The organism is Mesorhizobium sp. WSM4904, assembly GCF_029674545.1.
Taxonomy (GTDB): Bacteria; Pseudomonadota; Alphaproteobacteria; order Rhizobiales; family Rhizobiaceae; genus Mesorhizobium.
This window is the reverse complement of sequence record NZ_CP121354.1, coordinates 444,830-467,213: the sequence shown is the minus strand read 5'-3', so window position 1 is coordinate 467,213 and position 22,384 is coordinate 444,830. Positions and strand designations below refer to the sequence as shown.

Annotated in this window: 18 protein-coding genes; 9 read left to right on the top strand and 9 right to left on the bottom strand. The window is 65.1% G+C overall.

Annotation, left to right across the window (positions count from 1 at the left end):
• Positions 1-2,073, bottom strand: coding sequence for a hydantoinase/oxoprolinase family protein (locus tag QAZ47_RS02120; RefSeq protein ID WP_278205334.1), 2,073 nt, complete (start codon positions 2,071-2,073; stop codon positions 1-3).
• A gap of 219 nt (positions 2,074-2,292) precedes the next feature.
• On the opposite strand from QAZ47_RS02120, the gene QAZ47_RS02115 reads away from it, so the two are divergent.
• From QAZ47_RS02115 to QAZ47_RS02095, 5 genes are all read left to right on the top strand, one after another.
• Positions 2,293-3,120, top strand: coding sequence for a ferredoxin--NADP reductase (locus QAZ47_RS02115; protein ID WP_278075068.1), 828 nt, complete (start codon positions 2,293-2,295; stop codon positions 3,118-3,120).
• Positions 3,121-3,521: 401 nt separating this feature from the next.
• A complete protein-coding gene (gene deoC, locus QAZ47_RS02110; RefSeq protein ID WP_278075069.1) occupies positions 3,522-4,571 on the top strand; it encodes a deoxyribose-phosphate aldolase in 1,050 nt (349 codons plus the stop codon).
• 166 nt (positions 4,572-4,737) lie between these two features.
• Positions 4,738-7,113 carry an aldehyde dehydrogenase family protein gene (locus QAZ47_RS02105; protein ID WP_278232343.1) on the top strand — a complete coding sequence of 792 codons (2,376 nt, stop codon included), beginning with the start codon at positions 4,738-4,740 and terminating at the stop codon, positions 7,111-7,113.
• Between the two features lie 326 nt (positions 7,114-7,439).
• Positions 7,440-8,171, top strand: a complete 732-nt coding sequence (locus QAZ47_RS02100; RefSeq protein ID WP_278232342.1) for an SDR family oxidoreductase — start codon at positions 7,440-7,442, stop codon at positions 8,169-8,171.
• Positions 8,172-8,400: 229 nt separating this feature from the next.
• The gene (locus QAZ47_RS02095; RefSeq protein ID WP_278205329.1) at positions 8,401-9,246 is read left to right on the top strand and encodes a fumarylacetoacetate hydrolase family protein; all 846 of its coding nucleotides are present in this window, start codon (positions 8,401-8,403) and stop codon (positions 9,244-9,246) included.
• Between the two features lie 165 nt (positions 9,247-9,411).
• On the opposite strand, the gene QAZ47_RS02090 is transcribed toward QAZ47_RS02095, so the two are convergent.
• The 6 genes from QAZ47_RS02090 to QAZ47_RS02065 form a co-directional block, all read right to left on the bottom strand.
• Positions 9,412-10,410, bottom strand: coding sequence for an ABC transporter ATP-binding protein (locus QAZ47_RS02090; protein WP_278232341.1), 999 nt, complete (start codon positions 10,408-10,410; stop codon positions 9,412-9,414).
• 33 nt (positions 10,411-10,443) lie between these two features.
• On the bottom strand, positions 10,444-11,457 hold the full coding sequence (locus tag QAZ47_RS02085) for a Gfo/Idh/MocA family oxidoreductase (protein ID WP_278233754.1): 1,014 nt from the start codon (positions 11,455-11,457) through the stop codon (positions 10,444-10,446).
• A 109-nt stretch (positions 11,458-11,566) separates the two neighbouring features.
• Positions 11,567-12,406, bottom strand: a complete 840-nt coding sequence (locus QAZ47_RS02080) for a carbohydrate ABC transporter permease (RefSeq protein WP_278205327.1) — start codon at positions 12,404-12,406, stop codon at positions 11,567-11,569.
• Positions 12,407-12,413: 7 nt separating this feature from the next.
• Positions 12,414-13,343, bottom strand: coding sequence for a sugar ABC transporter permease (locus QAZ47_RS02075; protein WP_278075076.1), 930 nt, complete (start codon positions 13,341-13,343; stop codon positions 12,414-12,416).
• A gap of 225 nt (positions 13,344-13,568) precedes the next feature.
• Positions 13,569-14,828 (bottom strand): ABC transporter substrate-binding protein, encoded by a 1,260-nt coding sequence (locus tag QAZ47_RS02070; protein ID WP_278232340.1) that lies wholly within the window; start codon positions 14,826-14,828, stop codon positions 13,569-13,571.
• A gap of 52 nt (positions 14,829-14,880) precedes the next feature.
• Positions 14,881-15,789, bottom strand: a complete 909-nt coding sequence (locus tag QAZ47_RS02065) for an N-acetylmuramic acid 6-phosphate etherase (RefSeq protein ID WP_278232339.1) — start codon at positions 15,787-15,789, stop codon at positions 14,881-14,883.
• Positions 15,790-15,988: 199 nt separating this feature from the next.
• Here QAZ47_RS02065 and QAZ47_RS02060 point away from each other — a divergent pair, with 199 nt between their 5' ends.
• The 4 genes from QAZ47_RS02060 to nagA are packed head-to-tail and all read left to right on the top strand — an operon-like array spanning position 15,989 to position 19,831.
• On the top strand, positions 15,989-16,870 hold the full coding sequence (locus QAZ47_RS02060; protein WP_278232338.1) for an N-acetylglucosamine kinase: 882 nt from the start codon (positions 15,989-15,991) through the stop codon (positions 16,868-16,870).
• Entirely contained in the window at positions 16,867-17,646 is a 780-nt protein-coding gene (locus tag QAZ47_RS02055) for a GntR family transcriptional regulator (RefSeq protein ID WP_278075080.1), read from the top strand. The genes QAZ47_RS02060 and QAZ47_RS02055 overlap by 4 nt, the downstream gene beginning before the upstream one ends.
• Positions 17,643-18,674 (top strand): SIS domain-containing protein, encoded by a 1,032-nt coding sequence (locus QAZ47_RS02050; RefSeq protein WP_278232337.1) that lies wholly within the window; start codon positions 17,643-17,645, stop codon positions 18,672-18,674. Before QAZ47_RS02055 ends, QAZ47_RS02050 begins: the two co-directional genes overlap by 4 nt.
• Entirely contained in the window at positions 18,671-19,831 is a 1,161-nt protein-coding gene (gene nagA, locus QAZ47_RS02045) for an N-acetylglucosamine-6-phosphate deacetylase (protein WP_278232336.1), read from the top strand. Before QAZ47_RS02050 ends, nagA begins: the two co-directional genes overlap by 4 nt.
• A gap of 178 nt (positions 19,832-20,009) precedes the next feature.
• On the opposite strand, the gene QAZ47_RS02040 is transcribed toward nagA, so the two are convergent.
• Positions 20,010-21,530, bottom strand: coding sequence for a malonyl-CoA synthase (locus tag QAZ47_RS02040; RefSeq protein ID WP_278232335.1), 1,521 nt, complete (start codon positions 21,528-21,530; stop codon positions 20,010-20,012).
• 97 nt (positions 21,531-21,627) lie between these two features.
• Complete coding sequence (locus QAZ47_RS02035) at positions 21,628-22,371, bottom strand: GntR family transcriptional regulator (protein ID WP_278205320.1); 744 nt, start codon at positions 22,369-22,371, stop codon at positions 21,628-21,630.
• Positions 22,372-22,384 lie beyond the last annotated feature (13 nt).

Here is a 22,384-nt window from a genome sequence, read left to right as displayed (position 1 = left end):
TCAGGCCTCGCCGATGTCGATGATGATGTTGCCGTCGGCGTCGGAACGCGCATGGTCGCCGGGTTCCAGCACCGTGGTTGCGTCCATCTGCTCCAGGATCGCCGGCCCTTCGATTGTTGCATCGAGCGGCAGTTTTTCGCGGTCATAGACCGGAGTGTCGTGCCAGTGCCCACTGTACCAGACCGGCCGGATTTCGCGCAGCGCCTCCTCGAGCGTCGCCGCGCGCCCCGCCGGGTCGATCAGCTTCGACAGATCGATTTGCGGCCGCACGCCGGTGACCGAGGTATTGAGGTTGACGAGATTGGCGCGGATCTCGGGCAGCTCGACCTTGAAGCGCGCGAAATAGGCCTTTTCGAAGAGTTGCTGCAGCGTCGCGCGCGTCACCGATGAGGACGGCAGCGGCACGTTGATGATGTGCGTCTGGCCAACGAACTGCATGTCGGCGGAATGAGTGACGCGGATCGCGTCCGGCTTCACCGCTTCCTTGGCGATCAGCGCCTCGCCTTCGTTCCGGTGCCGTTCCAATACCTCGCGAAGCTTCGCTTCGTCGAGGCTCGCCACCGGCTGGTTGATCGTGTTGACGAAATCGTGCCTGAGATCGGCGACGACGCAGCCGAGCGCATTGGTGATGCCGGGGCGCGCCGGCACCAGCACACGTGGCAGGCCGAGCTCGCGGGCGAGTGCTGTCGCGTGCAATGGCCCGGCGCCGCCGAAGGCGAACAGCGCGAAATCGCGCGGATCGTGGCCGCGCGACACAGACACCATGCGGATGGCGCCCGCCATCTTCATGTTGCCGAGCCTCAGGATCGCGCCCGCCGCTTCGACGCCGGAAAGGCCGGTGCGCTTGCCGATCTTGTCCTCGAAGATCGCGGTCACGCGCTCGACGGTGACCGGATTGTCGACGGCGAGCAGCTTCTTCGGCGCCAACCGGCCCAGCACCAGATTGGCGTCGGTGATGGTCGGTTCGGTGCCGCCGCGCCCGTAGCAGATCGGGCCGGGATTGGCGCCGGCGCTTTCCGGGCCGATCTGGATCAGGCCGGCCGCGTCGACGCGCGCGATCGAGCCGCCGCCGGCGCCGACGGTGTGCACCGCCACCATCGGCACATGGATCGGCATTGCATACTCGATCTCGATCTCGTTCGAGACGGCGGGCTCGGCGTTGCGGATAAGCGCCACGTCGGTCGAGGTGCCGCCCATGTCGTAGGTGACGACATTGCCGAAGCCGGCGCGTTTTCCGGTATAGGCTGCCGCGATCACGCCCGATGCTGGGCCCGACATCACGGTCTTGGCCGATTCCTGCGTGACGAAGCGGGCCGAGATCATGCCGCCATTGCCGTTCATGATCAGGAAGTCGCGCGCATAGCCTTTCGCCGCCAGCTCCTTGCGCAGCCGCTCGACATAGCGCTCCAGGATCGGCTGCACCGAGGCGTTGACCGCCGCCGTCACGCCGCGCTCGAACTCGCGCGCTTCTGAAAGAAGCGCATGGCCGGTGGTGATATGGCCGTTCGGCCAGAGTTCCGCCGCGATCTCCGCCGCGCGGCGTTCATGCGCCGGGTTGGCGTAGGAATGCAGGAAATGGATGACGAGCGACTCGCAGCCGGCGGCGAGCAGCCGCTTCACCGCGTCGCGCATCTCCGCCTCGTCGAGCGGGACGCGAACGGCGCCGGACGCCTCGACGCGCTCCGAGACCTCGAGTCGCAGATCGCGCGGAATGACCGGCACGAAGGTGCCCGTCATGCCATAGGCTTGCGGCCGGGTGCGCCGGCCAAGCTCGATCACGTCGCGAAAGCCGCGCGTGGTGATCATGCCGGTCCTGGCCAGCCGGCGTTCCAGCACGGCGTTGGTGGTCGTCGTCGTGCCATGGACGATGAGGTCGATACCGTCGACCGGAAAGCCGGTGGCGGCAAGTGCGGCGACCACGCCGAATGCCTGGTTCTCCACTGTGGTCGGCGTCTTGGCGATATGCACCTTTCCGCCTGCCTTGCCGTCGATCAGCAGCAGGTCGGTGAAGGTTCCGCCGACATCGATGCCTGCGACAACATTTCCCGCCGACGCCGAAAATTTCTCATCCATTGTCGAAACCCGAAATGCTAAAACTACGGACATGTCCCAGTTTGGAAAGGTGTTTTATGCCTCGATCTTGACCCCAAGATCGTTTGTATACTAATAAGTTTCCAACACAAGGGCTTACTGCTGGCAGTGTGTGAGAAGCACGTCGGGACCCGACCGTCCGGACGCGCACGCAAAAGTTTGGCGCCAGAACCTCGCGTCTGGGCCGGAAAGTTGGGTTTGATGAACACGACATCCGCGGTCAACATCGCCGGCGCCAGGCCGGTCCAGTTCCCGATCCCGGCCAATGTCTATGCCGAGACGGTGGTGTCGGTGAAGCATTACACCGATCGGCTGTTCTCGTTCCGCATCACCCGTCCGCAGTCGCTGCGCTTCCGCTCCGGCGAGTTCGTCATGATCGGCCTGCCCAATGCCGAGAAGCCGATCTTCCGTGCCTATTCCGTCGCCAGCCCCGCTTGGGACGACGAGCTTGAATTCTTCTCGATCAAGGTGCCGGACGGTCCATTGACCTCCGAGCTGCAGAAGATAAAGGTCGGCGACACCGTCATCATGCGCCAGAAGGCGACCGGCACGCTGGTGCTCGACGCCCTTACGCCCGCAAAACGCCTGTTCATGATCTCGACCGGCACCGGCATCGCGCCCTTTGCCAGCCTGCTGCGCGATCCCGAGACTTATGAAAAGTTCGACCACGTCTTCCTGACCCACACCTGTCGCGACAAAGCCGAGCTTGTCTACGGCCAGGAGCTGGTGGCGGCTCTGGAAAACGATCCGCTGATCGGCGAGCTGACCGGCGGCCGTGTCACGCTCTACAATTCGACGACCCGCGAGGAATCGGCGCGCATGGGCCGCATCACCGCGCTGATCGGCTCGGGCAAGTTCTATTCCGACCTCGGCATCGACAAGCTCAATCCCGAGACCGACCGCATCATGATCTGCGGTTCGATGCACATGTTGAAGGACGTCAAGGAACTCGCCGAAAGCCTCGGCTTCCAGGAAGGCTCGCTCAGCCATCCGGCAAGCTTCGTCGTGGAGCGCGCCTTCGTCGGCTGAGCGTATCGCACCCGCCAGCTCTGTTGGAAGCCACTGAGATTTACCGACGACATTCGTGCTTCGTCATTCTAGGGCGGAGCAAGGAGCGGAGCGACGCGCGCAGACCCTAGAATCCATGCCGTTACGCTAAGGCTTTGCGGCGGTTACAGAATTCTGCACCGTTGCACTCTACGGCAGAGGTCACGGCATGGATACTCGGGTCAAGCCCGAGTATGACGAAGGGATGGGCGTTTCGGCCAATCTCCAACGCCGGGAGCGCCTACTCAGGATGATGTTTTGACCATGCGGTCAAAAACCTGCTGCCTTGCCGGCCTTTTTCCGCTATGACCCCTTGAAAGACTCGTGAAGCGTCGCTGCACGGGCTATCCTTCGGCGCAAGCAGCTGAATGAAAGGGCAGGAGATGAGCAGCACCATCCGCGAGGCCGGCGCAGGCGCGTCCAAGGTCATGCCGCTGCCGGCGCGTGCCGCCGCCAACACGCCGATGCCGCTGGAGCATGGCATTGCCCGCAATCCCGGCATGAAGCTCGACCTCGGTTTCCTGGAATCGGTGCGCAGCGTCAATCGCTCGGCGCTGGAACGTCGTGTCGCCACGCTCACCAAACGGCGCTCGATCAAGGCCGACAACCAGGCCGCCTGGCTGCTGCGGGCGATTGCCTGCATGGATCTCACCACGCTGAACTCCAACGACACCGACGAGCGCGTGCGCAGGCTCTGCGCCAAGGCGATCAATCCGCTGCGCAAGGATATCGTCGAGGGTCTCGGCATCGCCGGTGAAACCATCCGTCCGGCGGCGGTTTGCGTCTACCACCCCTTCGTCGCCACCGCTGTCGAGGCGCTGCGCGGCACCGGCATCCATGTCGCCGCCGTTTCAACCGCCTTCCCGCACGGCCTGGCGCCGCTCTCGACCCGGCTGCAGGAGATCGAGGCCTCGGTGCGCGACGGCGCCGATGAGATCGATGTCGTAATCCCGCGCGGCCTGGTCTACGGCGCCAAGTGGCGCGAGCTGTTCAACGAGATCGTCGCCATGCGCGCCGCCTGCGGCGACGCGCACTTGAAAGTCATCCTCGGCACCGGCGATCTCGCCACGCTGCGCAATGTCATGCTGGCCTCGATGGTGGCGATGATGGCGGGCGCCGACTTCATCAAGACCTCGACCGGCAAGGAAAGCGTCAACGCCACGCTTCCCGTCGGCCTCGCCATGGTGCGCGCCATCCGCGCCTATTTCGAGGAGACCGGCTACCTGATCGGCTTCAAGCCGGCGGGTGGCATTTCCACCGCCAAGGCCTCGCTCGACTGGCTGGTGCTGATGAAGGAGGAACTTGGCCGGCCGTGGCTCGAGCCGGAGCTGTTCCGCTTCGGCGCCTCCAGCCTGCTCACCGACATCGAACGCCAGCTCGAGCATCATTTGACCGGGCACTATTCAGCCAACCATCGCCACGCGATGGCGTAGCACCCACCCTCCCCCTTGTGGGGAGGGTCGCCGCGAAGCGGCGGGGTGGGGGTCGAAAAAACAAATCAACCTGTCAAATGCACCAGTCCGCTAGCCATCTACCCCCACCCCGATCGGCTCTGCCGATCGACCCTCCCCACAAGGGGGAGGGTAAAGGAGGCGCCCCATGAACATCCTCGAACGCTATCACGCCATGGAATACGGCCCGGCGCCGGAGGCCCGCAACGAAGCCGATGCCTGGTTGGCCTCGCGCGATTTCTCCAAGTCCCTGTTCATCGATGGCGCCTGGAAGGCGGCGGCGAGCGGCAGGACTTTCGACACCAGCGAACCGTCCTCCGGCAAGCTGCTCGCCAAGGTCTCGGATGCAGGCGGCGCCGACATCGACGCGGCGGTCGCCGCGGCCGCCAAGGCGCTGCCGAAGTGGAGCGCGAGTTCCGGCTACGCCAGAGCCAAGGTGCTCTATGCCATCGGCCGCGCCATGCAGCGCCATCAGCGCCTGTTCGCCGTGCTGGAGACGATCGACAACGGCAAGCCGATCCGCGAGAGCCGCGACATCGACGTGCCGCTGGCGATCCGTCACTTCATCCACCATGCCGGCTGGGCGCAGACGCTGGAGAAGGATTTTCCCGACCACAAGGCGGTCGGCGTCGTCGGCCAGGTCATCCCCTGGAACTTTCCGCTGTTGATGCTGGCCTGGAAGATCGCGCCCGCACTCGCCGCGGGCTGTACGGTGGTGTTGAAGCCGGCCGAATTCACGCCGCTTACCGCGATCCTGTTCGCCGAGATCTGCGAGCGGGCAGGCGTGCCGAAAGGCGTCGTCAACATCGTCCAGGGCGGACCGGAAGCGGGTGCGGCGATCGTCAATCATCCCGGTGTCCAGAAGATCGCCTTCACCGGCTCTTCCGAGGTCGGCAAGATCATCCGCAAGGCGACCGCCGGGTCGGGCAAGAAGCTTTCGCTGGAACTCGGCGGCAAGTCGGCCTTCGTCGTCTTCGAGGATGCCGATCTCGACAGCGCCGTCGAGGGTCTGGTCGACGGCATCTGGTTCAATCAGGGCCAGGTCTGCTGCGCCGGCTCGCGCCTGCTTGTGCAGGAAGGCGTAGCCGAGGCTTTCATCGCCAAGGTCAAGGTCAGGATGAGCCGGCTGCGCGTCGGCAGCCCGCTCGACAAGAACACCGATATCGGTCCTTTGGTCGACCGCACCCAGCTCGACCGCGTCAAGGGCCTGATCGCCGAGGGCGCCAGGCAAGGCGCGGTCTGCTGGCAGCCCGACGCCGCCTTGCCGACGACGGGCTACTATCACCTGCCGACGCTCGCGACCTCGGTTTCGCCGGCTAATATATTGGCGCAGGAGGAGGTGTTCGGACCGGTGTTGGCGACGATGAGCTTCCGAAACACCGAGGAAGCGATCGAGCTTGCCAACAACACGCGCTACGGCCTTGCCGCTTCCGTGTGGAGCGAGAACATCAACCTCGCCTTGCATGTCGCCCCGCAATTGAAGGCCGGCGTGGTCTGGGTCAACGGCACCAACATGTTCGACGCCGCCTGCGGCTTCGGCGGCTACCGCGAAAGTGGCTTCGGCCGCGAGGGTGGCCGCGAGGGCATGTTCGAATATCTGACGGCGAAGCTTCCTATCGGCCCGGCTATCAAGCCGGCCACCGCCGGCTCCGCTCAGCCAGCCGAACAGGCCGACGGCACGGCGATCGACCGCACTGCAAAGCTGTTCATCGGCGGCAAGCAGGTGCGCCCCGACGGCAATTATTCGCTTGGCATCGCCACCGCCAAGGGCAAGCTTGCCGGCGAGGTCGGCCTCGGCAACCGCAAGGACATCCGCGACGCGGTCGCCGCGGCGCGCGCCTGCAAGGCTTGGCCCGATGCGACTGCCTTCAACCGCAGTCAGGTGCTTTACTACTTCGGCGAGAACCTTTCCGGCCGCGCGGACGAATTCGCCGCGCGCCTCGTCCAGCTCACCGGCGTCGCTCCCAAGGCGGCGCGGGAGGAGGTCGAGCAGTCGATCGAGCGGCTGTTCCTCTATGCCGGCCTCACCGACAAGTTCGAGGGCCGCGTCCACCAGCCGCCGGCCCGTGTCGTGACATTGGCGCTGCATGAGCCGGTCGGCGTCGTCGGCATCGTCGCGCCGGACAATCAGCCGCTGCTCAACTTCATCTCGCTGGTGGCGCCGGCGCTTGCCATGGGCAACACGGTGGTGGCCGTCCCGTCCGAACGGCACCCGCTTTTGGCGACCGACCTCTACCAGGTGATTGAATATTCCGACTTGCCTGCCGGCGCCGTCAACATCGTCACCGGCCGCAGCGCCGAGCTTGCGGGCGTGCTGGCCAAGCACGACGATGTCGACGGGCTCTGGCTGTTCGCCGATGCCGAAACCTGCGCCAGGGCGGAGGCCGACTCCATCGGCAACCTGAAGCGCGTCTGGACCGGCAACGGCCGCAGCCTCGACTGGGCCTCGGGCGAAGCCGCCGGCGAGGCCTTCCTGCGCCGCGCCATCGAGGTCAAGAATGTCTGGGTGCCTTACGGCGACTGAACCCTGCGACGGAAGTGATGTTCGCTTCCCCTTTGCGACGTTGGTGGTTGGCGAAACCGGCGATGAGAGCGCCCCTCTCCCCGTCACTATACGGGGAGAGGATGCCGGCAGGCAGGTGAGGGGCAGCGCCGGCGCTCAAAAGGGGGCGACAAGACAGATCCGAAACCCGAAACGATGCCTGTTCCAGGCTTGACGCCTCGTCACGTGTTCTTTAACCAGAAAAAACAATTGGTCCTCGGCAGATGGCAGGTCAGGCGCCAAGCTCGCCTGGCGCATTGCGCCTAGTTTGGCTGCCGGTAGAAAGCTTGCGGCACCCGGAGGGAAGAATGGCGGATCTGGCAGGCAAGGTGGTTGTGGTCACCGCGGCGGCGCAAGGCATCGGACGCGCGAGCGTGCTGGCTTTTGCCAGGGCCGGCGCCACCGTTCACGCCACCGACATCAACGAGCCGCTCCTTGCCGAGCTCGCCAAGACTTCCGGCATCAAGACGCGCAAGCTCGACGTTCTGAACGATGCGGCCGTCGCGGCTGCCTTCGCCGAGATCGGCCCGGTCGATGTGCTGTTCAACTGCGCCGGCTTCGTCCATTCGGGCTCCATCCTCGAGATGAAGGATGAGGACCTCGACTTCGCGCTCGACCTCAATGTCCGCTCGATGATCCGCACGATCCGCGCCGTGCTGCCAGGCATGCTGGAGCGCGGCGACGGCTCGATCATCAACATGGCGTCGCTGGCGAGCTCGCAGAAGGGCGTGCCGAACCGTTTCGTCTATGGTTTGACCAAGGCGGCCGTAGTCGGCCTCACCAAGGCGGTCGCCGCCGACTATGTCGCAAGAGGAATCCGCTGCAACGCCATCTGTCCCGGCACGGTCGAAAGCCCGTCGCTGCAAGACCGCATGCATGCGCAGGGCGACTATGAGGCGGCGCGCGCGGCCTTCATCGCGCGCCAGCCCATGGGCAGGCTGGGCACGCCCGAGGAGATCGCCGATCTCGCCGTCTATCTGGCGGGAGCGAACTACACGTCGGGTCAGGCCTACAATATCGACGGCGGCTGGTCGATCTGACCGCCGCCGGGAAAACATCGTTGACGAACAGGAAGATCGCGCCCAACGCCGCGTTTATCGGCAGAGGATCGGAAAGTCTGAAAAATCCTTCCCGCCGGCTGCCCTGGTCGCCGTGCACGCTTGTCGGAGATCGGCTCGATGGATACGGTCCGCCGGTTTCCGCAGTGAAGCGGTCGCCTGAGCGAAGAGTTTTGCAAAACGGCCTTCGGCCGCAAGTAGGAGAACGAAGATGAAGTTGCTGCGCTATGGCGAGGTGGGGAGCGAACGTCCCGGCCTGCTCGATCAGGATGGCACGATCCGCGACCTTTCGGCCTATGTCGCCGACATCGCCGGCACCGCGCTTCATCCGGCTTCGCTGGAGATGCTGTCGAAGCTCGATCCGAAATCGCTGCCGGCGGTCTCCGGCAAGCCGCGCATGGGCGCCTGCGTTGCCGGCACCGGCAAATTCATCTGCATCGGCCTCAACTATTCCGACCACGCCGCCGAGACCGGCGCCACCGTGCCGCCGGAGCCGATCATCTTCATGAAGGCAAGCTCCGCCATCGTCGGGCCGGATGACGACGTGCTCATCCCGCGCGGCTCCGTCAAGACCGACTGGGAAGTCGAGCTCGGCGTCGTCATCGGCAAGACGGCGAAGTATGTCAGTGAGGAAGACGCGCTCGATTATGTTGCCGGCTATTGCGTCGCGCACGACGTGTCCGAGCGCGCCTTCCAGGCCGAGCGCCAGGGCCAGTGGACCAAGGGCAAGTCCTGCGACACGTTTGGGCCGATCGGCCCGTGGCTGGTGACCACGGACGAGATCGCCGATCCGCAGAACCTCAAGATGTGGCTGACCGTCAACGGCAAGACCATGCAGAACGGCTCGACCAAGACCATGGTCTACGGCGTGAAGTATCTGGTCTCCTATCTCAGCCAGTTCATGTCGCTGCATCCCGGCGACATCATCTCCACCGGCACGCCGCCCGGCGTCGGCCTCGGCATGAAGCCGCCGGTATTCCTCAAAGCAGGCGACGTCGTCGAGCTTGGCATCGAAGGCATGGGCCAGCAGAAGCAGACGTTCAAGGCGGACGAATAGGCGGATCAAATCGCAGGGCTGCGCCGCCCCTCATCCGCCTGCCGGCACCTTCTCCCCGTGAAGGACGGGGAGAAGGGACAAGCTCCGGCGCTGGCGACCTCCCTCTCCCCGTCCTTCACGGGGAGAGGGTAAGGGTGAGGGGCAGCGCCGACCTGCGTCACGATCCTACTTCAACACTCTTCCATTCGCTCCAAACCGATATGTCTTCGCCGGGTCCGGCGTCGCGTAGAGCGTAGCGCCCGGCTCGGCGTTGTAGACGCCGAAGATGCGCACGGTGAGCAGGCCGGCCTTCTCGCAGTCGAGATAGAGGTTGGTGTCGGCGCCGAGATGCTCGGCATGCACCACCGTGCCTTTCCAGGCGCCGGATTTCGCATCGACGGTCAGATGCTCTGGCCTGACCCCGACGGTCTTCGCCGTCTCGCCCAGCTTGGCGCCGTCGATGAAGTTCATCTTCGGCGAGCCGATGAAGCCGGCGACGAATTCGTTGGCCGGCGAATTGTAGAGCTCCATCGGGCTGCCGATCTGCTCGATCCGGCCGGCGTTGAGCACGACGATCTTGTCGGCCAGCGTCATCGCCTCGACCTGGTCGTGGGTGACGTAGATCATCGTCGCCTTCAGCCGCCGGTGCAACTGCGCGATCTCCAGCCTTGTGTTGACGCGCAGCGCGGCATCGAGGTTCGACAGCGGCTCGTCGAAGAGAAAGAGCTTCGGCTCGCGCACCACGGCGCGGCCGATGGCGACGCGCTGGCGCTGACCGCCCGAGAGTTCCGCCGGGCGGCGCTCAAGATAGGGCTCGAGCGACAGCATGGCCGAAGCGATCTTGATGCGGCGCTCGATCTCGGCCGAGGGTGTGCCGGCCTGCTTCAGGCCGAGGCCCATATTGTTCTTGACCGTCAGATGCGGGTAGAGCGCGTAGGTCTGGAACACCATGGCGATGCCGCGTTTGGCCGGTGGCGTGACCGAGACGTCGTCGCCGTCGATCAGCACCCGGCCGGAGGTCGAATCCTCCAGCCCGGCGATCACGCGCAGCAGCGTCGACTTCCCGCAGCCGGAAGGTCCGACGAAGACGACGAACTCGCCGTCATTGACCTCGAGGTCGATGCCCTTCAGCACCTCGACCGGCCCGAAAGCCTTCTTCACATTCTCGATGTTCAGCGAGCCCATGGCTTTGTCCCCGTTCTTATAGTTTCAGGTGTTCTAGAGTTTGACTGGGGCGCCGCTGCGCACGCTCTCGTCGGCGGCAAGGCAGACGGCGAGCGACTTCACCGCGTCGTCCATGTGGCGGGTGAGGTCGATGTCCTCGCGGATGGCCTTCAGCAGGAAGGCCTGTTCGCGGTCGCAGAGCTCCTGGTGCCCAGGCTCGCCTTCCATCGACAGCAGCTCGTCTTGCCTGGCGAACTTGCCGTCCGGACCGGTCGCAGCGTTGTGCAGGCGGATGGTCGAGGTCTTGGTGTGGGTATCGATGTCGTCGGACTTCACGCCCTCCTTCATCACGATCGACACGCAGCCCTTGGGCGACATCACGTCTTTCACGAAGAAGGCGGTCTCCGAGATCATCGGACCCCAGCCGGCCTCGTACCAGCCGACCGAGCCGTCCTCGAACAGCACCTGCAGATGGCCGTAATTGTACATGGAGGGCGCCACCTCCTCGGTCAGCCGCACCCCCATGCCGCGCACCTCGACCGGCCTGGCGTCGGTGATCTGCAGCATCACGTCAAGATAGTGCACGCCGCAGTCGACGATCGGCGAGGTCGTCTGCATCAGCTGCTTGTGTGTCTCCCAGGTGTGGCCGGAGGACTGCTGGTTGAGGTTCATGCGGAACACGTAGGGACCGCCGAGCTTACGCGCCTCGGCGATCAGCCTCATCCAGGACGGATGGTGGCGCAGGATATAGCCGATCACCAGCTTCTTGCCGTTGGCCTTGGCCGCGTCGACGACGCGCTTGGCGTCCGCCACGGTGGTCGCCAGCGGCTTCTCGACGAAGACATGGCAGCCCGCCTCGAACGCCCTCACCGCATAGTCGGCATGGCTGTCGGAATAGGTGGCGATCGCGGCGACGTCCGGCTTCTCGTCGCGCAACGCATCCTCGAAGGAGCGCCTGATGCCGTAACCGGCGAGTCCGTCCGGCAGTGGCACGTCGGAGCGATTGACGAGCGCCGCGATCTCGAAGCCCGGATTGGTGTGATAGGCGAGCGCGTGACTGCGGCCCATATTGCCGAGGCCGGCGACGACGACGCGAAGGGGTTTATCGCTCACCTGACTACTCCAGTTTTTCTTGAGAGGGTGAAGCTGAGCCCTACGGAGAATTGGCGCCCCTCGCTCACTTGACGGCTCCGGAAGTAATGCCGCGGATCAGCTGCCGCGAAAAGATGACGTAGAGGATGAGCACCGGCAGGATCGCCAGCGACAGCGCCGCCAAGATCGCGTTCCAGTTGGTGACGAACTGGCCGAGGAAGAGCTGCGCGCCGAGCGTCACCGTCTTGGTCTGTTCCGATGGCGCCAGGATCAGCGGGAACCACAGATCGTTCCAGATCGGGATCATGGTGAAGACGGCGACCGTCGCCATCGACGGCCTGACCAGCGGCAGCACCAGGCGGAAGAAGATCGTGTATTCCGACAGCCCGTCGATGCGCCCCGCGTTCTTCAAGTCGTCGGAGACCTGTTTCATGAATTCCGACAAGATGAAGATGGCTAAAGGCAGGCCCTGCGCCGTGTAGACCAGGATCAGCGCCGTCAGCGTGTTGACCAGCCCGGTCGCCACCATCAGCTGCAGGATGGCAACGGTGCCGAGGCGGATCGGGATCATAATGCCGAGCGCGAGATAGAGTCCCATCATGGTATTGCCGCGGAAGCGGTACTCCGACAGCGCGAAGCCGGCCATCGCGCCGAACAAAAGCACGAAGAACAGCGAGGCGACGGTGACGACGAGGCTGTTCTGGAAATAGTGGAAAAAATCACCCTGGCCGAACACCGTCGTGTAGCCGATCAGGTCGAAGGTCTTCGGCGTCGGCGGCGTCAGCGGCGCGCCGAAGATGCCGGCGCGGGATTTGAACGAATTCACCACCACCAGGATCACCGGGAACAGCGCGATCACCGTGTAGGTCAAAAGCACGGCATGGGCGCCGATGGTGCGGGGCAAGGAACGGGTGGCTGTGCTCATGGCGCCCTCAGAACTGGTAGCGACGCAGGCGCGTCTGGACGAGGAACAGGTAGACGCAGACGCCGGCAAGGATGATCAGGAACATCATCGTGGCGATCGCCGCGCCCATGTTCGGGTCGCCGACCTGCAGCTGGAAGCCGAAGAAGGCGCGGTAGAGGAAGGTGCCGAGTATGTCGGTCGAATAGTTCGGTCCGGCGAGCGCGCCTTGCGCCGTGTAGATCAGGTCGAAGGCGTTGAAATTGCCGACGAAGGTCAGGATCGAGATGATGCCGATCGACGGCAGGATCAGCGGCAGCTTGATTTTCCAGAATTGCGCCATGCCGGTGACGCCGTCGCATTCGGCGGCCTCGATCACCTCGTCCGGGATCGACAGCAGTGCGGCATAGATCAGCATCATCGGGATGCCGACGAACTGCCAGACCGAGACCAGGCTGAGCGCGGTCAGCGCATATTGCTCCTTGCCGAGCCACGGCGTGAACAGGCTCTTCAGCCCGACGAAGTCGAGCAGGTGCGGTGCCACGCCCCAGATCGGCGACAGGATCAGCTTCCAGGCGAAGCCGACGATGACGAAGGACAGGATCGTCGGCACGAAGATCGCCGTGCGGTAGAAGGCGGCAAACCTGAGCCTCGGGCTGGACAGAAGTGCCGCGAGGAGCACGCCGATCGGGTTCTGCACCAGCATGTGGATGATGAAGAACCAGACGTTGTTCCTGAGTGCGTTCCAGAAATTCACCGACCAGTTGGGGTCGCCGAACAGCGTGCGGAAATTGCCGAGCCCGACGAACACCTGGGACTGCTCGATGTTGCGGAACAATGAGAGTTGGAGGGTGCCGAACAGCGGCAGGATCATGATCGCCGTGTAGACGAGCACCGCCGGCGCCAGGAAGACGCCGATATGCCAGCGGATCGGTTTCTTGGGTCGTGTTTGTGCGGCCATGAGTTCGGTCCCCGCCGTCTCTCGGTTCCAGGTCGATGAATGCTTAGCTGATGCCTCGATGCACGGCCTGACTGTCCTCATAATGCGAAGGACAAGGCCAGCGACAGTGCGGCTTCGTCTTCCCGCAAGGGTGAGGGTAAGACCGAGAGGCGGCGCCGACAATCGCTATCTAGGAACTGTCCGAATGCCGGCCGGGCATGCGCCCGGCCGGTTCGATAGCGAAGATTACTTCGCCGGCTTGTACCAGCTGTCGAGGCCGTCCTGCAGCTTCTTGGCCGCGGCTTCCGGCGTGTCGGTGCCGTTGATCACGTTGGCCGATTCAACCCAGGTCTCGTTCTCGAGGTTCGGCGTGCCGCGCGACAGGATCTGATAGGTCGAGCGGATCGTCGACTTGCACTTGCCGCGCCAGGAGACGAATTCCTGCGCCAACGGGTCTTCCATCTTCACCGGCGTGCTGTTCAGGCTGAAGAAGCCCGGCAGCGCGTTGGCGTAGATGGTGGCGAAGTCCGGCGAGGCGACCCAGGCCAGGAACTTCTTGGCCTCTTCCGGATGCTTCGAGGCCGCGTTCAGGCCCATGCCGATGTCGGTGTGGTCGGAGATGTAGCAGGTGTCGCCGGCCTTCTGCACCGGCGGCGGGAAGGCGCCCATCTTGAACTGCGCCTGCGTGTTGAACAGGCCGATCTCCCACGAGCCGGCCGGATAGATGGCGGCGCGGCCGAGCGTGAACAGGTTCTGGCTGTCCGGATAGGTCTGCGCCTCGAAGCCGTCACCGAGATAGGGCTTCCACTTGGCCAGTTCCTTGTAAGGCTCGACCCACTGCGGATCCGTCAGCTTCTGCTCGCCCTTGATCAGCGCTTGGCGGCCTTCCTCGCCCTTCCAGTAGTTCGGGCCGATGTTCTGGTAGCCCATGGTCGCGGCTTCCCAGAGGTCCTTGGTGCCCATCGCCATCGGGATGTAGGTGCCGTCCGCCTTGATCTTGTCGAGCACGGCGTAGAACTCTTCATTCGTGGTCGGCACCTTGAGGCCGAGCTTGTCGAAGGCGTCCTTGTTGTAGATGAAGCCGTGGATGACCGAGGCCATCGGCACGCAGAAGCTCGACTTGCCGTCGTCGGTCTGCCAGGCCGCCTTGGCGACCGGCGAGAAGTTCTCCATGCCGGGCAGCGAAGTGAGGTCGGCGAGGTTGCCCTTCTTGAACAGCTCGAGCGACTTGTCGAACGGCCGGCAGGTGATCAGGTCGCCAGCCGAGCCGGCGGTGAGCTTGGCGCCGAGCGCGGCGTCATACTCGGTCGGCGCCGACGGCGCGAACACCACCTTGATGCTGGGGTTCTTGGCCTCGAAGGCCGGGATCAGCTTGTCCTTCCAGATGGTCAGGTCGTCGCCGCGCCAGCTCTCGATGTTGAGTGTGACATCCTCGGCGAGCGCCATCCCGGTGGTGCCGAGAATGCTCGTGCCGAGCAGCAGTGCCGTCAGTAGTTTGGTCGTCATGTTCAGTCTCCCTGTTGACCTTTTTCAGGTTCGGTTCTGATGAGAACAGCGGCTAGCGCCCCTTGCTCCCCTCGATCGCGGAAAGCGCCGGCCTTAGCTTCTGGCCGGCTCCTTCCAGTATCTTCTCGGCCGCGTCGGCGTTGGCAGCGCCTGCGGCGAGCAGAATGGCAGTCTTGACGCCGCCGCCGCTCTCTTCGAGCAGGCGCGCCGCGTCGTCGCGGCTGCGCCCGCTGATGGCGGCGACCATCCGGATGGCACGCTCGCGCAGCTTGATGTTGTCGGCGGTGAGATTGACCATGTAGCCGTCATGCACATGGCCGAGATGGATGGCCGCGAGCGTCGACAGCATGTTGAGCGCGAGCTTCTGCGCCGTGCCGGCGCCCATGCGGGTGGAGCCGGCGATCAGCTCCGGCGGCGTTTCGAGCAGGATGGCGACGTCCGCCTCGCCGAACAGCGGCGCGCCCTTGTTGTTGGCGATGGCGATCGTTGCCGCGCCGCGCCGCTTGGCATCGCCGATAGCCTGGACGGCATAAGGCGTCGAACCGCTGGCGGAGACGGCGATCAGGCAATCGCCCTTGCCGATTTTGGCCTTCGCCACGGCTGCGGCGGCTTCCTCGGTATCATCTTCCGGCCCGCCGGCAAGCGTATGGAACGCCTCGTCGCCGCCGGCGATCAGGATGGCGATGCGGTCACGCGCGATGCCGAACGTGCCGGGAAGCTCCAGCGCGTCGGCAACGGCCATCAGGCCGGAGCTGCCGGCCGCGGCATAGGCGAGCCTGCCGCCGGCCTTCAGTTGTCTTGCGATCAATTCGGCGGCCTCGGCGATCGCCGGAATGGCGCCGTGAACGGCCTTCGCGGCCTCGATCTGGGCGTTGGCAAGGAACGCCAGGATGGCTTCCGGGGCCTGGACATCCAGCCCCTCGGCGTTCTGATGAAGCGCTTCCGTGCGCGTCTCGGCCATCCAGCGTCCTCCAACTGAGCGAACAATACCAAAAAAATACCACTTGTCCACATCCATTAACGGATTTCGTGCGTCGGAACTGCCTAGCTGGCAAATTTCTGTGATTTTTCAATCAAATACCCCTTAATCTTTTTTGAACCGAAATTAACGCTTGGCTATTGGTATTTTATTGGTATTATTCGGCGCGAGGAGAAATCGCGTGAAATTCGTGCTTGGCATCGATGGCGGCGGCACCAGCTGCAGGGCGGCCCTTGCGACCGTCGACGGCAACGTCGTCGGGCGCGCCAAAAGCGGCGCGGCCAACATCCGCACCGACCTCACCGGCGCGCGTGCCAACATCGTCGAGGCGGCAAGGCAGGCTTTTCTCGCCGCCGGCCAGGATCCGGAGCTGATCCCCGAGACGCCTGCCATTCTCGGCCTCGCCGGCGCCAATGTCGGCACCTACAGGCAGCAGCTGGAAGCGGTCCTGCCCTTCAGCAAGAGCCGCGTCGAGACCGATGCCGAGATCGCGCTCGAAGGGGCTGTCGGGTCCGGCGACGGCGCCATGGCGATCCTCGGCACCGGCACCGCCTATATGGCGCGCAAGAACGGCAAGTCGCGCGCCATCGGCGGCTGGGGCTTCCAGGTCGGCGACCAGGGCAGCGGCGCCCGCATCGGCCGCGACCTGCTCGAGCAGACGCTGCTTGCCTATGACGGCATCCGCCCCGGCTCACCTTTGACAGACGCCATGCTCGCCGTGTTCCGCAACAATCCCGAGGACGTGGTCGAGTTCACCACCAATGCCAAGCCCGGCGACTTCGGCGGTTTCGCGCCCAAGGTCTTCGAGCATGCCGCCAAGGGCGACCTCGTCGCCAACTTTATCCTCGACAGGGCGGTTGCCGATGTCGAAGCCTCACTCGGCGCGCTCGATCTCGCCGATGATGCGCCGCTGTGCCTGCTCGGCGGCCTGGCGCCGCTTTATGCGCCGCGCCTGTCGGCGCGCTTTCAGGCGCTACTGAAGGCCCCGCTCGACGACGCACTCGGCGGCGCGGTGCAGATGGCCGTACGCATCTTCGCCGGCAAATCGGGGGATGGCCGATGAGCGCCGCCGACCAGATCTTCGCCATGCTCAAAGAGTCCTCGCAGAGCGGCGCGCCGCTCTACCTGCAGCTCAGAAAGAGCATCGAGGAAGCGGTCAATCGCGGTCTGATCGGCCCTGGCGACGCGCTGCCCTCCGAGCGCGACATCGCCAGCAAGGCCGACATCTCGCGCGTCACCGTGCGCAAGGCGGTGCAGGATCTGGTCAAGGGCGGCATCCTCGTCCAGCGCCATGGCTCCGGCACCTTCGTCGCGCCGCGCATGGAGCGTGTCGAGCAGTCGCTGTCAAGGCTCACCTCCTTCACCGAGGACATGGCGCGCCGCGGCATGGTCGTGCGCTCGGCCTGGCTCGACCGCGGCCTCTATGCGCCTTCTCCGGACGAGATGATGGTGCTCGGTCTGTCGTCGAACGAGCTGGTGGCGCGTGTGGCGCGCCTGCGCATCGCCAACGACACGCCGCTGGCGATCGAGCGCGCCGCGCTCTCGGCCAGCGTCCTTCCCGATCCCGAGGCGATAGGCTCCTCGCTCTACGCGGCGCTGGAACTGACCGGCAACCGCCCGGTGCGGGCGGTGCAGCGCATCTCGGCCGCCAATCTCGGCGACGCCGACGCGCGCCTGCTCGAAGTGCCGCCGGGGGTTGCCGGCCTGCACATCGAACGTATTTCCTATCTGGCGAGCGGCAAGGTGATCGAGTTCACCCGCTCGATCTATCGGGGCGACGCCTATGACTTTGTCGCGGAACTCCGGCTGACCGGGCCGGGAGAGGAGATCCGGCCATGAGCGCAGCCACCACTCACATGCGGCGCGAGATCGAGGAGATCCCGGCGGCCACCGCCCGCCTGCTGGATGGCTCGGCCAAGGCGCTGGCCGAGGCCGGCCGCGGCCTTCGCGAGCGCGATCCGAGTTTCGTCGTCACCGTGGCGCGTGGCTCGTCCGACCATGCCGCCACGTTCACGAAATATGCCGTGGAACTGACGGCCGGCCTCGCAGTCGCCTCGGTCGGCCCGTCGATCGCTTCCATCTACGGCGCGAAGCTCAGACTCCGCGGCTCGGCTTGCCTGGCGATCTCGCAGTCGGGCAAAAGCCCGGACATCGTCGCCATGGCCGAAACGGCGAGGGTCGGCGGCGCGCTGACCGTCGCCATCACCAACACGGCCGACTCGCCGCTGGCGCGCGCCTCGGACTACGCCATCGACATTCTCGCCGGGCCGGAGCGCAGTGTCGCGGCCACCAAGACCTTCGTCAATTCGGCCGTGGCCGCCCTGGCGCTGATGGCGCACAGCACTGGCGATCAGGCGCTGCTTTCAGCGCTTGCCCGCCTGCCCGAACATTTCGAAAAGGCCATCGCTTGCGACTGGATGGCGCTCGCCTCGGCACTCGAGGCCCCGCAGTCGCTGTTCATCCTCGGCCGTGGCCCGTCCTTCGCAATCGCCAGCGAGGCGGCGCTGAAGTTCAAGGAGACCTGCGCCATGCACGCCGAGGCCTACAGCGCAGCCGAGGTCATGCATGGGCCGCTGGCGCTGGTCGGACCGGGTTTCCCGGTCCTGGCGCTCGCCGCCCGTGACGCCTCGGAGCCTTCGGTGGCCGAGGCCGCCGACAGCGTGGCGGCCAAGGGCGCCGCTGCTTTCGTGACTTCCGACAAGGCAAAGAGCGCCAGGCTGCTGCCGCATGTGGCGACAGGCCACCCGCTGACCGACCCGCTGCCGCTGATCGTGTCCTTCTACGGCTTCGTCGAGGCCTTCGCTCGCCATCGCGGCCTCGACCCGGACATGCCGCGTAACCTGCGCAAGGTGACGGAAACCGTATGAGCGACCGTTTCGCCCTCACTGGCGCCCGCATCTTCGATGGCGCCGACTGGCATGACGATGCGGCGCTCGTCGTCAAGGACGGCATGGTCGAAGCCATTCTGCCCACTGGCGCCATTCCGTCCGGCGTATCCTTGGTCGAGACTGGCGGCGGCCTGCTGGCTCCCGGCTTCGTCGACATCCAGGTCAATGGCGGCGGCGGCGTCATGCTCAATGATCATCCCGATGTCGCCTCGATCGAGACCATCTGCCGGGCGCATGCGCCGTTCGGCACCACGGCGCTGCTGCCGACGCTGATCACCGACACGCCGGCGATCACCGCCGCGGCCGTCGCCGTCGGCGCCGAGGCTGCGCGGAAGAAAGTTCAGGGTTTCCTAGGCCTGCATCTCGAAGGCCCGCATCTGTCCATAGCGCGCAAGGGCGCGCATGATCCGGCCCTCATCCGGCCGATGACGGATGCCGACCAGGCGGCGCTGATCGCCGCGCGCCGGGATCTGCCGGTGCTGCTCACCACGATTGCGCCGGAATCGGTCGAGCCGGCCCGCGTCACGGTGCTCGCCGGGGCCGGCATCATCGTCAGCCTCGGCCATTCCGACACCGACTACGCCACGGCAACGGCCTTCGCCGAAGCGGGTGCCTCGGTCGTTACCCATCTCTTCAACGCCATGAGCCAGATCGGCAATCGCGAGCCCGGATTGGCCGGAGCGGCCATCGACACAGGCGGTCTCTACGCCGGCATCATCGCCGACGGCATCCATGTCCATCCCGGCACGATGACGCTAGCGCTCAATGCCAAAAAGGGGCCGGGTAAGATCCTTTTGGTCACCGACGCCATGGCGACGATCGGCACCGACATGACCTCCTTCACCCTCAACGGTCGCACCATCTACCGCAAGGACGGGAGTCTCAGGCTCGCCGACGGCACGCTGGCCGGCGCCGACCTCGACATGATTTCGGCCGTGCGCTTCGTCCATCGCGTCGTCGGGCTCGATCTCGACGAGGCCCTGCGCATGGCCTCGCTCTATCCCGCCGAAGCGATCGGCCAAGCGCACCGCCTCGGCCGCTTCGCCAACGGCACGGCGGCAGACATTGTTGGTCTGTCGGCGGAGCTGGATGTCAGGAATGTCTGGATCGGCGGCGAGAAGGTTTTCGCAGCATAGGCCTATTCCTTCGTCATCCTCGGGCTTGACCCGAGGATCCATGCCGCAACCTCTGCCGTAGAGCGCAACGGTGCAGAATTCTGCAACCGCTACAACGCCTTAGCGTAACGGCATGGATCCTAGGTCTGCGCGCGTCGCTTCGCTCCTTGCTTCGCCCTAGGATGACGACGCAGTATTATTAGCCGGCTTTGGCATAGATATCCTTATAGGCCTCGCGCAAAACATTCTTCTGCACCTTGCCCATCGTGTTGCGGGGCAATTCGTCGACGAAGATCACCTGCTTCGGATGCTTGTATTTCGCCAGCCGCCCGGCGATGGCGGCGGCGATATCGGCGGCGCTGATCGCCGATCCCGGCTTGCGTACCACCACCGCCGTGACCCCTTCGCCGAAGTCCGGATGGGCGACGCCGATCACGGCGCTTTCGCTGACGCCGGCAAGCGCGTCGATCTCACTCTCGATTTCCTTCGGGTAGACGTTATAGCCGCCCGAGATGATCAGGTCCTTGCCGCGGCCGACGATGTGGACATAGCCGTCGGCATCGATCAGCCCGAGATCGCCGGTGATGAAGAAACCGTCGCTGCGGAACTCGGCCTTGGTCTTCTCCGGCATCCGCCAATAGCCGGCAAAGACGTTCGGCCCCTTCACCTCGATCATTCCGATCGCGCCCTGGGCCAGCGGCTCGGCCGTCTCGGGATCGGTGATGCGCAAGGATACGCCGGGCAAGGGAAAACCGACCGTGCCGGCGCGCCGCTCGCCGTCATAGGGGTTGGACGTGTTCATGTTGGTCTCGGTCATGCCGTAGCGTTCGAGGATGGCGTGCCCGGTGCGCTCTCGCCAGGCGTTGTGCGTTTCGGCAAGCAGCGGCGCCGAGCCTGAGATGAACAGCCGCATGTGGCTCGCCGCATCTCTCGTCAGCCCGTCCTGCTGCAGGAGACGCACATAGAAAGTCGGCACGCCCATCAGCGCGGTGGCGCGAGGCAAAAGCAAAATGACACGGCCAGGATCGAACCTCCGTTCGAACAGCATTTTGGCGCCAGCCATCAGGATGACGTTGGTGGCGACGAACAGGCCATGCGTGTGGAAGATCGGCAGCGCGTGGATCAGCACGTCGTCGGCGTCGAAGCGCCAGTGCTCCACCAGCACGCGCGCGTTCGAGGCGAGGTTCTCGTGGCTGAGCATGGCGCCCTTGGAGCGGCCGGTCGTGCCGGAAGTGTAAAGGATGGCGGCAAGATCGTCCGGGCCGCGCGCCACATCCGCAAAATCCGCCGCCTGCAGCGCGGCGCCATCCGCGAGCGTGCCCCGCCCGTCGCGGCCAAGCGTCAGCGTTGCGGCTCCCGCCGCCGCGGCAAGCGCCTCGATATCCGACGCTTTTTCGGGATCGCAGACGACCAGCCGCGGTTCCGCGTCGCGGAAGAAATAGTCGAGCTCCGGCAGCGTGTAGGCGGTGTTGAGCGGCAGGAAGACGGCACCGGTGCGTAAGGACGCGAGATAGAGGAGCAAGGCTTCCGGCGTCTTCTCCACCTGCACGGCGACCCGATCGCCAGGGTGGACGCCCGCCTGCACCAGCGCGTGCGCCAATTGCGCGGATCGTGCCAGCATGTCGCCATAGGAGATCGAACGCCCGTCGTCCGTCTCCATCAGCAGGCGACCGGGTGCCGGCATGCTGGCCCGAAAGGCGTCGAACAGATGGTTGGCCATGTCGTCCTCTGGCGTCGAATGCTCGCCAGAGCGAATATCAGATTTGCCGGCCAGGGCAATTCCAGGAAGAGTGCGTAACGGCCGCCCGCACGGGCAGCTATCTGCGGCCGCGTGAGGCCTTGGCTGAACCGGCTCTCTGATCGTAGCCCCGGTTGAGGCGCGCCATGCACATCTCGGCCGTCAGCCGGTAGTGATTGAGCAGGGCCTCGACCGCGCCGTCGGCATCGCCGTCCAGCGTCCGCTCGGCAATCGTGCGGTGTTCGCCAAGGTCGTCGCGTTCGGAGCCGGGGCCGCGCTGCGAGATCAGCCGGTAGCGGGAGGCCTGGTCGGAAAGCTGATCGCAAAAGCCGATCAGCCAATGCGACCGGCATGCCGAAATCAGCGCGCGATGGAAGGCGCGGTGCAGCGTCTCCCATTCCGGATTGTTGGTTGCCGGATCGTCGGGCTGGCGGCGCTCGGCGCGCGCCAGGCGGTGCAGGGCCAATACCAGCTGCTCTTCCCATTCGGCCGTGCGATGCGCGATGGATTCGCGCAAGGCGCGTTCTTCCAGCCAGCAGCGGGTGCGGGTGAGCTCCTCCAGCTCGGCCGCGCTCACCGGCATCAGGAAGAAGCCGCGCTGGTCATGGCGGCCAAGCAAGCCTTCGGCGGCAAGGCGGTTGAGCGCCTCGCGCACCGGCGACGCGCCGGCGCCATAGCGGGAAACGACCCATTCGACGCGCAGCTTGCCCTCGGCCTCCAGGGCTCCGCGCAGCAGGTCCTCGCGGAGTTGATGATACACCGAGCTGGCCAGCGTGCTCTTGGCACCCTTGCCTTCGCCCGTATCGGCGTTTCCGTATGTCAATCGAACTCCCATT

Excerpts from the sequence above, each read along its gene's own strand:
- QAZ47_RS02120 (WP_278205334.1), bottom strand. The coding sequence starts at position 2,073 with ATGGATGAGAAATTTTCGGCGTCGGCGGGAAATGTTGTCGCAGGCATC.
- QAZ47_RS02115 (WP_278075068.1), top strand. The coding sequence starts at position 2,293 with ATGAACACGACATCCGCGGTCAACATCGCCGGCGCCAGGCCGGTCCAG.
- deoC (WP_278075069.1), top strand. The coding sequence starts at position 3,522 with ATGAGCAGCACCATCCGCGAGGCCGGCGCAGGCGCGTCCAAGGTCATG.
- QAZ47_RS02105 (WP_278232343.1), top strand. The coding sequence starts at position 4,738 with ATGAACATCCTCGAACGCTATCACGCCATGGAATACGGCCCGGCGCCG.
- QAZ47_RS02100 (WP_278232342.1), top strand. The coding sequence starts at position 7,440 with ATGGCGGATCTGGCAGGCAAGGTGGTTGTGGTCACCGCGGCGGCGCAA.
- QAZ47_RS02095 (WP_278205329.1), top strand. The coding sequence starts at position 8,401 with ATGAAGTTGCTGCGCTATGGCGAGGTGGGGAGCGAACGTCCCGGCCTG.
- QAZ47_RS02090 (WP_278232341.1), bottom strand. The coding sequence starts at position 10,410 with ATGGGCTCGCTGAACATCGAGAATGTGAAGAAGGCTTTCGGGCCGGTC.
- QAZ47_RS02085 (WP_278233754.1), bottom strand. The coding sequence starts at position 11,457 with ATGGGCCGCAGTCACGCGCTCGCCTATCACACCAATCCGGGCTTCGAG.
- QAZ47_RS02080 (WP_278205327.1), bottom strand. The coding sequence starts at position 12,406 with ATGAGCACAGCCACCCGTTCCTTGCCCCGCACCATCGGCGCCCATGCC.
- QAZ47_RS02075 (WP_278075076.1), bottom strand. The coding sequence starts at position 13,343 with ATGGCCGCACAAACACGACCCAAGAAACCGATCCGCTGGCATATCGGC.
- QAZ47_RS02070 (WP_278232340.1), bottom strand. The coding sequence starts at position 14,828 with ATGACGACCAAACTACTGACGGCACTGCTGCTCGGCACGAGCATTCTC.
- QAZ47_RS02065 (WP_278232339.1), bottom strand. The coding sequence starts at position 15,789 with ATGGCCGAGACGCGCACGGAAGCGCTTCATCAGAACGCCGAGGGGCTG.
- QAZ47_RS02055 (WP_278075080.1), top strand. The coding sequence starts at position 16,867 with ATGAGCGCCGCCGACCAGATCTTCGCCATGCTCAAAGAGTCCTCGCAG.
- QAZ47_RS02050 (WP_278232337.1), top strand. The coding sequence starts at position 17,643 with ATGAGCGCAGCCACCACTCACATGCGGCGCGAGATCGAGGAGATCCCG.
- nagA (WP_278232336.1), top strand. The coding sequence starts at position 18,671 with ATGAGCGACCGTTTCGCCCTCACTGGCGCCCGCATCTTCGATGGCGCC.
- QAZ47_RS02040 (WP_278232335.1), bottom strand. The coding sequence starts at position 21,530 with ATGGCCAACCATCTGTTCGACGCCTTTCGGGCCAGCATGCCGGCACCC.